An 8,736-nucleotide genomic window follows, 5' to 3' on the forward strand; every position below is an offset into this window, starting at 1 on the left:
CCGCCAGAACTTTGGAATACTGTGCCTGTATCATCATCAAGTGTATTTTCAGCCAAGTAGCTATTGCTTTGACGAGAGCTGGAATCAGCAAACATATGTTCCTTGTACAAATCCGTCAGGTTCACAAGATTAAACGTATCTGGTGCAACATCCTCGCCATACACATTGATCTCGGCAATCGCAATATCATTGGAACCTGCAACAACTCGAACTGTGCGAACAGCATCTTCACCGTCATATGCAAAGCGAAGCACTTTGCCGAAATATGCTCCATCAATCGGATCAAAATAATTTGCAAGATCACCATTGCCATCTCGAACTTGGATAATCTGACCTTCATTATCCAATAACGATACTTTCGCTCCGTTCAATGAATAAGCGGTTCCGCTCAGACTAGCGGAAATCTCGATTATTGAAACATCAAGCTCTGCACCCAAATCCAGCTCATACCACTGGCTCGACCCACCGCCAGAACTTTGGAATACTGTGCCTGTATCATCATCAAGTGTATTTTCAGCCAAGTAGCTATTGCTTTGACGAGAGCTGGAATCAGCAAACATATGTTCCTTGTACAAATCCGTCAGGTTCACAAGGTTGAAGAGATCGGATGTGTTCTGCGATTGTTGTCTTTCGGCATGGAGGACTAACCTACCCTGGTCGTCAAACTCAACCTTCGCAAATGAAGAGCCATCTGCAAACACAAAGCGCTCAATGTTCTCGCCGTCATATGGCACACGCAGTTCGCCCGATGTGCCTTCATCTACATCAGCCCAAGAGAATTTGAGCATCTCTTTGCCATCAATCGTGACGAACTCAACAGTTAAATCCTCAAGCAGAAGATCATCGAATATCACACGGTCATTTGCGCCTTGGTTCGCTGTTTCTCCGACGATCTCGACAATGCCATCGCGTTTGGAATAGAGGTATGTATCGTTGCCGATTTGGCCGTTTAGTGTTTGGACTACGCCATCTTGTTCTGTGCCGCCTGCGCTTAGCAGATCATCGCCGTAGCCGCCTAGGATATTATCTGATGTGAGTGAGCTGCCTGTAATGCGGTCATTGCCGTCTGAACCTCTGATGGTTAGGCCGAGATGATCGTTGATCTCTACCGTTGAGATGGATGTATTATCTTTAAACACAAACAGCTCGATATTACGGCCACTATTTGATATCTCGAGCTTACCTTCGTCAGCGGTTCCCACATCCCAGCTAAAGCGTAGGAGTTGATTGAAGGTTTCTGGTGCATCTACATATTCAATCGTTAGGTCCGACAGATTAAGGTCTGAGAAGATGACGCTATCAAAGCCAGCAGATGCGGCTTCTGAGATGTAAACATTGCCATTGTCTTTGCTGACGGTATAGACATCATCACCATATTCGCCAAACAGGCTCTGACGTTCGGCTAAGTCGCCTTTACCAGCATCAAGACTATCATCACCATGCCCGCCCCAGATCGTGTCTGTGCCATCTCCACCTTGCAGATAATCATGACCCCAGAAGCCTTTGAGAACTTCATCGCCAGTTCCACCCATGAGATAATCATTGCCTGTATTGCCAATGATCGTTGCAGCAACGGCAGTTCCATTTTTCCAGACAGGGGTTTGGGTGGCTGAGAAGCCGATATTCTGCGCGGCTTCATTGCCCTTTTGCCAATTGAGCTCAAGGCCAGCATTGCCAGTTTTGTTGAGATAATAGACCTCAACCTTATGCTCGCCTAAATCCAATTGCATGTCTTCGGTCATTGTTTGATATGAGAAATCACCATTGCCATTGATGAGTAATTCACCATCGACAAATATCATCGCAAAGCCTTCAAATGACATGCTGAATGTGAAATCATCACTCTCCAGCACATCGACATCAACTGTGTAATAGGCAGCAAAATGATCGCTCTGCCCATCTTCCCAGAAACTATCAGCCGAGTTTACAAAATTGATCTCATCAAGCGTTTCAAACTCAGTCACATCCACTGACCAATCGACATCGCCAAGATGATCGGGGGATTGGCTTGCATCTAGATTATAATAATAAGCAGCAATATCATTGCGCTGCTCGCGGGTGTTTGCGCCATCGATTTTAAGATTGCCGATTTCAACAACAGTGCCATCAGATAATTGCAGATATTCAATGCGCTGATGCTCATGCGTCCAGTTCTCAATGGTAATCGTGCCGTCAGCAAGATCAGCCTCGCGATCCATAATTGTAATCACAAGATCACCATTAACAGAAGCCAGTTCTAAATCTGATAATTCAACATCACTGAGCGCCAACACATCTGTATCACCACCAATGTCAGTGATCGTATCATCGCCATCACCGCGCGTGTAGAAATAGCTATCATTGCCAGAGCCGCCATTGAGCGTATCATTATCAGCACCGCCCACAAGCTGATCATTACCGCCTTGGCCCCAAAGCGTATCTGCGCCTTCGCCACCAATTAAGCGATCATCATTATTGGCACCATCAAGCGTATCATCGCCCTTGCCACCATCCATGTGGTAGCCGATTTGCACATCGCCACCGACAGCATTGCCGTCTTCGTCAAAGCTGGCATAGTCGGAATAGATCGATAGATTACTGTTATCACCATCGATGATATCATTGCCATCGCCACCCGTGGCAGATTCAATGCCAAGCGCATCGAGATTGATATTAAGCGCACCTTCGCCTTGGAAGATCAGCGTATCGTAGCCTGCACCACCAGAGATCCCACCAGACATATTGTCAAAATCATCATCTTGATCCACAACCAGCAGATCATCACCTGCGCCACCATCAAGCGTATCAATGCCGCCTTCACCGATTAGAACATCATTGCCTGATCCACCTGTTAGGCTGTCATTGCCATCACCGCCCTTGAGCTGAATATCTGTTGTTTTTAAAGATGCGTTGATTGTGTTATCGGCGGCATTACCTGTGGCTGCTTGCCAATCAGTATCATCATCACCAAGATCGAAATCCACATGCTCGACATTGTTCACATCAAAATCGACATCATCCGCAGATTTTAAAATCCGATTGATCGCCTCATCACCGTCTTCAAAGGTGATCACCTTGTTCCCATCAGCATCCTCGGTTTCTTTCAGGCCAAAGGTTGTGTAGGCAAGGGAGACATCGCCTGCAAGGCGCGTTTCAGTGCTGGCATCATCATGGGTGAAGTTCACATCAAAGAAGCCATTGATCACCGAGCCATCATTAAGCGCATAGGCCTGATCATGGGAATAATTCAGCGTGAAGCTGGTGATGTTCCATTCTGCAAGGGTTTTTAATTCATCGGTATCAATCTCGCCATCTGAATCCAGATCCTGCCAGATTTTAAAGCTGTTCCAAACGCTATCGCCAGCATTGACCAGACCGCGTGTGACCAATTCATGATCGGCAGCAAAGCTCACATCATTCTGATCCAGCACACCATCTTGATTGACATCGAAAAAGGCCGCAAGTGCTTCCATATCGGTGAGGTCTTCATCGCCCTCTGCCACCCACTGCGCAAAGGCAATCTCGCGTGCTGTGGTGATCTCGCCATCACCATTGAGATCAAACATCAACAGGCCATCATCAGCCCCAACCCAAGCCGTGCACTCTTTAAACCCGTCATCGTCGAAATCAAATAGGGTAAAGTTCTGATCTTTTGGTGCGACTTCAATCCCATCGCCATCAAGATCGATGATGATTGGTTTGCCAGAGCTTTCGCCATCACTGTCATCATTGTTGTTGGACGAGAAAATAGAACCAATCGCATTGGCTATGCCACCAATAACAGCACCAACGGCTTTGGCAACGCCGCCCAATACTGTCTCAATCGCTTCACCAACGGCTCCTACCGCACGTTCAATTGGATTTTTGGGGACTTCAACAATATGGGATTGGTTTGTCTCGGGTGTTTCAATGACTTTTAACTTGGTGGCATGGCTGCCGGGAAGCTTCTTGTTATAATCGCGGGCAAATTGCCTATCTTTTGCTATGCTGCCAGTTGTGCCGTAATCGATGCCGGATGCACCAAGCATCAAGCCAGAAAATAATGGATTCGATCCAGCTTTAAATGAGTCATCTATAAAACGTTCGGTGCCCATGATGGCCCCACCAATATATTTTATGCCTTGAATTACATTGTAAGGGATATTGATGATATTCCCGAGTTCAGACGCTTCTAACGATACGCTACCACCATTTCCTTTTATATTGGCTCCTAACCCCAATGATACGCTGCCATCTAACGAGGCTTTAGCTACTAGTGCACCGTATGAAAACTTCGCTCCCAGATTATCAAAAGTATCTCCATTTATGGCAAGCGGCCCGAATCTGGCCTCTAAATCTGTTTCAATTTTGTAACGGCCAGTTGCTACAGAATAAGCGAGCGAATTTATAGTCGTCGCTCTGGCAAATATCGAACCCTTGGTAGAGAAGTTCTCTTGAATAGAACCAGCTTGAGTTATTGTGACCACGATATCTGTTTTAGGGCCTGGTAGGTAATCAGGAGAATCCGGTAGATAATAATTAATAGCGACAGTATTTTGAGACTTGTTGTCAGCCATTATTTCTTCTCCAAGAGGTCTTCAAAATATATCGGAAAAATCTGCTGTGTTTGAAGGTTTTGAAGTTCTGCAACAGACTGACCTGCAAAATATGCGAAAGTAAGAATCATGCACTTTCGATTTTCATCAAAACTTCCACTTTCAATATTGGCAATTCCAAATACCACCGGCTGCGAACCCAAATAACGCTTTCGTATGTAACAATTTTCATGATTTGCTGTTTCGTCGACAAAAGCGTTTCTCTGTTGCTCTGTTATGAAGTCAAGAATTCGAACATCAATTTTTCGATTTTTGATATATCCTTCGCCGGCCAAAAAGAACAAGGCTCCTTGTTTCTCTAAAAAAGACTTGGCGAAATAATTTGACATCTCACCAACTGAAAATGCCAAGTCAGCTAACTGCTGATCTTCGATACTGAGGAATATGCCTTTAGACACCGTTTTAGTTACTACGTCGTTCTCTTTAAGCCTTACTGAGGTTTCGTTCGACTTAGCAAAAGAAAAACCTTGCCCTGCTATAATTAGCAAAACAAAAATCGCGGAATACTTAGCTAGTAATTTCATTATTATTCTCCAGCACAATTTTTAACTTAAACCACATACCCACCCCCAATACATTTTGCACCTGAACGCCTGAGTAGACGATCTGTAGCCTCAAGATTAGTCCCCGTAGTGACATGAACCAATACTTGATGCGCACCTCTGGTATCTGACCACGTTTTAACGCCTTTGATCAGTCTAAGGAAAGTTTTGACGCGTTTAAGGCGGCCAAGTTTGGTGGGATGAACGGCAATAACCTGACAGGTGGCAAGAATTAGCTCATCAGACAGCGAATAAGAACCAGCACTTGCCCAGACAAGACCAACAATCTCGCCATTCAACTCTGCAACAAGGCAAACCATATGTTCAGGATAAGCATAAATCGCAGCCGCATGGGTTTCAAACTTATCATCGGAAAACGCATAATCAGCATATATTGTGCTAGCATGATGGGCTTTGAGCAACTCACGCGCAGGTTCTTTGTCTTGCGGTTCGATTGTTCGAATGATGACCTTGTCTGTAAGGTCGTGCTGCTTGATATCAGCTGATTGCTCAGATACCGCATCAACACTATTCTTACGCCTCAAACCAAACACGCCACACTTCCCCGAAAATACCATTCAGTAAACACCGCGTTTAAATTGCATTAACCATAACTAATTGCAATCAGAAAACCTTGTCCTATATTACATTCATGACAAATGATGGTCTGATTCCAACATGGCGCACTCTTGAGGACGCATTCTGGGCGCAAGGTGGAAAACCTAGGCCTCCAACAACTTTTGCCCTAGGACATTTAAAATGGACAAGGAATGCACATCGCTATCCATCTAATAGCGGAAAGACTGCCAAATGGTCATCTAGTTTCACTTCTGAAGACGGTCATATTGTAGAAGATCCTAACCCACCATTACGAAACCGTCGTAATGACCCAGACCGCAATTGGGGATTGGGTCGAGAATAACAGAAACATACCGATAGGATAGATTCAGTTAGTTGAACTGAATTTCCATACTCACATTATCACATCTGAGCATAAATCTGCAGACTGTGCAAAACACACTTTAAGCAACGCCCGGTTCCGTTTATTTTGCGATAGCTCGTTTTATTGGACGAAAGGGCAACTAATACCTTTTGGAGAAAGTAGATTGTAGCTAACCTTTCAAGAAAATTGTGTTATCTTTTTAAATAGGATTCGTGGAGTAATAAGATGATCAATTTTAATAAAAGTTCTTGATTTGTTCTGATTTATGGTGAAATATTGAACGATGAGCACTAGCAATTATAAATTCTACGAATTTTTCGCAGGCGGTGGCATGGCGCGAGCTGGTTTAGGCAATCGCTGGAGTTGCCTGTTTGCTAATGATTTTGACCATAAAAAAGCTCAAACTTACGCTACAAACTGGGGACAAGATTCGTTACTTTGTGAAGATATCAGAAACTTATCACCATGTGATATGCCAGACAAAGCCGATTTAATCTGGGGTTCATTTCCTTGTCAAGATTTATCGTTAGCTGGAGGTGGTGCGGGCTTAAAAGGTGACCGTTCTGGTACTTTTTGGCCGTTTATCTCTCACATTGAAGAACTTTGTTCCCTTGGTCGCGCGCCAGCAATAGTAGCTTTAGAGAACGTGGTGGGTACTCTCACATCACATAAAAGTAGTGATTTCGTATCGATTTGCAAAGCGCTTGATGATTTAGGGTATAAGTTCGGTGCAGTTGTGGTTGATGCCGCACATTTTTTACCACATTCTAGACCTCGACTTTTTATAATTGGTACTAAGGGTGATTTACCTACATTTAAAGGCATAAAAAGTAAGCCAAGCATGCCATGGCATACGCGAGGCCTTATCAACGCTTTTGAAAAACTACCGAAATCTTTGAAAGATAACTGGATCTGGTGGTCAATCCCAAAACCAAAAGCTAGAGAACTTGATTTCATTGATATCATCGAAGAAAACCCGAAAAGCGTAAAATGGCATAGCCCATCCGAGACAACTGCCCTTCTTTCAATGATGAGTGAAATTAATTTAGCTAAAGTCGAGACCGCAAAACTATCTGGCATCCCAATGGTGGGTGGAATTTATAAGAGGACTCGATACGAACATGGAATTAAAGTTCAGCGTGCTGAGGTGAGGTTTGATAAAATTGCAGGCTGTCTTCGCACGCCATCTGGCGGTTCATCTCGGCAACTGGTACTTTGTGTCAATGGTAATAAAGTTAAATCTCGGTTGATATCTGCACGAGAGACCGCGCGATTAATGGGCTTGCCTGAGGACTACAAGCTACCAAGAGCCTATAATGAAGCCTATCACTTGACTGGTGATGGCGTTGCTGTTCCAGTTGTCCGCTATTTAGCGGAACATATTTTTGAACCAGTAATTCAGGCATTCAAAACAACGGAAACTGAGAAGGAAATTGTGTGAAAGACGTAATCCCATGCACACCTAATTCAGATGCTAAGAAAAAGATTGCTCAATATTCCGAAGAGTTAAAGATTGAGGCTCATAAAATCGGAACTCATGGCTTAAGTAAAGAAGAGTTTTATGAGAGCGGTATTTTTGAAGGTTCAATTGAACGCCTTCGCGGACAGAAATCTGCTTCTCTTGCTCAAAAAAAGCAATTTGTTTCATTGGTATTAAACCATATGCAAGACGATGGTTACATAATAGATTGGGAAGAAGCTGGTGCTGCAAATCGGCACGATTTATCAATTACTCTTAATTCTAACCGAGTAGCTGTTATCGAACTCAAAGGATGTTTAGATGGAAATAATACAAACATCTCCGATAGACCAGCTCATGCGGAAGAATTTGTCACTTGGAGTTTGTGCCAAAACAAAACATCAAATTTGCAGAAAGGTGTTTGGTCGGGAATTCACACGCGAATGGGCGCAGATATTGTAGATACTGGGAAGGGTCATGATGGTTTAATCGTCTGGGATTGGATTTGTAATACAATTGCTCGCCCTTGCCCAAAAGTAATTGCTGACCCAAGTCGCACTACAACTATTGGCCAATACATACTTCCCCCTCCTTGCTTATATTCTTTTCCTAAAACAGCACCTCAACCACGGAATAATCCAAACCCTCCCACTAGAGATGTACTAAGCATTGAGATAATGAAGGCGTTCTATGACTGCTTTGGTGGAGAAGTTTCAGAGCTTTCCACGATTGAAATTGAAGTCAAGAATGAAGGAGCGGATTTAGTCAGAAAAACAACTGTAAAAAGTGATGGGAAAGTTTGCCGTTCTTCTAAGTTTACAGCATTGAAAAGGCGCTAGTTTGAGTAATTCAAATTCATTAATTTTATTGGATACTTTATTCAATGAAGAGAAGGCAGTCTTCCCGCAAGGCTTAAGCATCGGAACGCAGTTCGAATTATTCTGTAGCACAATATTGTTCTCAAAGATTTCGGATGGAGCCACGCAGAAGTTCATCAAGGAATAGTTGGCGGCTCCAACGATGGCGGAATTGACGCATTCTATCTACTTATCAATGGGCAACAAATTAATGAAGAAGATGATTTTTCTAAACTTAGGCTCAGGACTCATAACCAGAATAAGACGGTTGCGGCGAGTGCGATTGCGGAGACGAATACGTTTGGGCATCTGTCATAGCGTGTAGCGACGCGTCTCCAATCTTTGAGCTTTCCAAACATTC

The 8,736-nt window shown here is 43.8% G+C and carries 5 protein-coding genes and 2 pseudogenes; 3 read left to right on the forward strand and 4 right to left on the reverse strand.

Annotated elements, in window-relative coordinates; translation table 11 throughout:
- From AB2J24_RS19455 to AB2J24_RS19465, 3 genes and pseudogenes are all read right to left on the reverse strand, one after another.
- Positions 1-4,535 (reverse strand): annotated as a pseudogene (locus tag AB2J24_RS19455) (hypothetical protein); the annotation flags it as partial.
- The gene (locus tag AB2J24_RS19460) at positions 4,535-5,098 is read right to left on the reverse strand and encodes a hypothetical protein (RefSeq protein ID WP_367386751.1); all 564 of its coding nucleotides are present in this window, start codon (positions 5,096-5,098) and stop codon (positions 4,535-4,537) included. The gene AB2J24_RS19460 and the pseudogene AB2J24_RS19455, both read right to left, overlap by 1 nt.
- Before the next feature lie 26 nt (positions 5,099-5,124).
- The gene (locus AB2J24_RS19465; protein WP_367386752.1) at positions 5,125-5,661 is read right to left on the reverse strand and encodes a GNAT family N-acetyltransferase; all 537 of its coding nucleotides are present in this window, start codon (positions 5,659-5,661) and stop codon (positions 5,125-5,127) included.
- Between the two features lie 89 nt (positions 5,662-5,750).
- On the opposite strand from AB2J24_RS19465, the gene AB2J24_RS19470 reads away from it, so the two are divergent.
- From AB2J24_RS19470 to AB2J24_RS19480, 3 genes are all read left to right on the forward strand, one after another.
- Positions 5,751-6,038 carry a hypothetical protein gene (locus tag AB2J24_RS19470; RefSeq protein WP_367386753.1) on the forward strand — a complete coding sequence of 96 codons (288 nt, stop codon included), beginning with the start codon at positions 5,751-5,753 and terminating at the stop codon, positions 6,036-6,038.
- A gap of 304 nt (positions 6,039-6,342) precedes the next feature.
- On the forward strand, positions 6,343-7,500 hold the full coding sequence (locus tag AB2J24_RS19475; protein WP_367386754.1) for a DNA cytosine methyltransferase: 1,158 nt from the start codon (positions 6,343-6,345) through the stop codon (positions 7,498-7,500).
- Positions 7,497-8,357, forward strand: a complete 861-nt coding sequence (locus AB2J24_RS19480; RefSeq protein WP_367386755.1) for a hypothetical protein — start codon at positions 7,497-7,499, stop codon at positions 8,355-8,357. The genes AB2J24_RS19475 and AB2J24_RS19480 overlap by 4 nt, the downstream gene beginning before the upstream one ends.
- 266 nt (positions 8,358-8,623) lie before the next feature.
- On the opposite strand, the pseudogene AB2J24_RS19485 reads toward AB2J24_RS19480, so the two are convergent.
- A pseudogene (locus AB2J24_RS19485) lies at positions 8,624-8,736 on the reverse strand (IS5/IS1182 family transposase); the annotation flags it as partial.

The sequence above is a fragment of the Lentilitoribacter sp. EG35 genome, assembly GCF_040784015.1.
Lineage (GTDB): Bacteria > Pseudomonadota > Alphaproteobacteria > Rhizobiales > Rhizobiaceae > Lentilitoribacter.

What these genes read in the sequence shown, in the direction of transcription:
- AB2J24_RS19475 (WP_367386754.1), top strand. Translation starts at nt 6,343, where the DNA reads ATGAGCACTAGCAATTATAAATTCTACGAATTTTTCGCAGGCGGTGGC.
- AB2J24_RS19460 (WP_367386751.1), bottom strand. Translation starts at nt 5,098, where the DNA reads ATGAAATTACTAGCTAAGTATTCCGCGATTTTTGTTTTGCTAATTATA.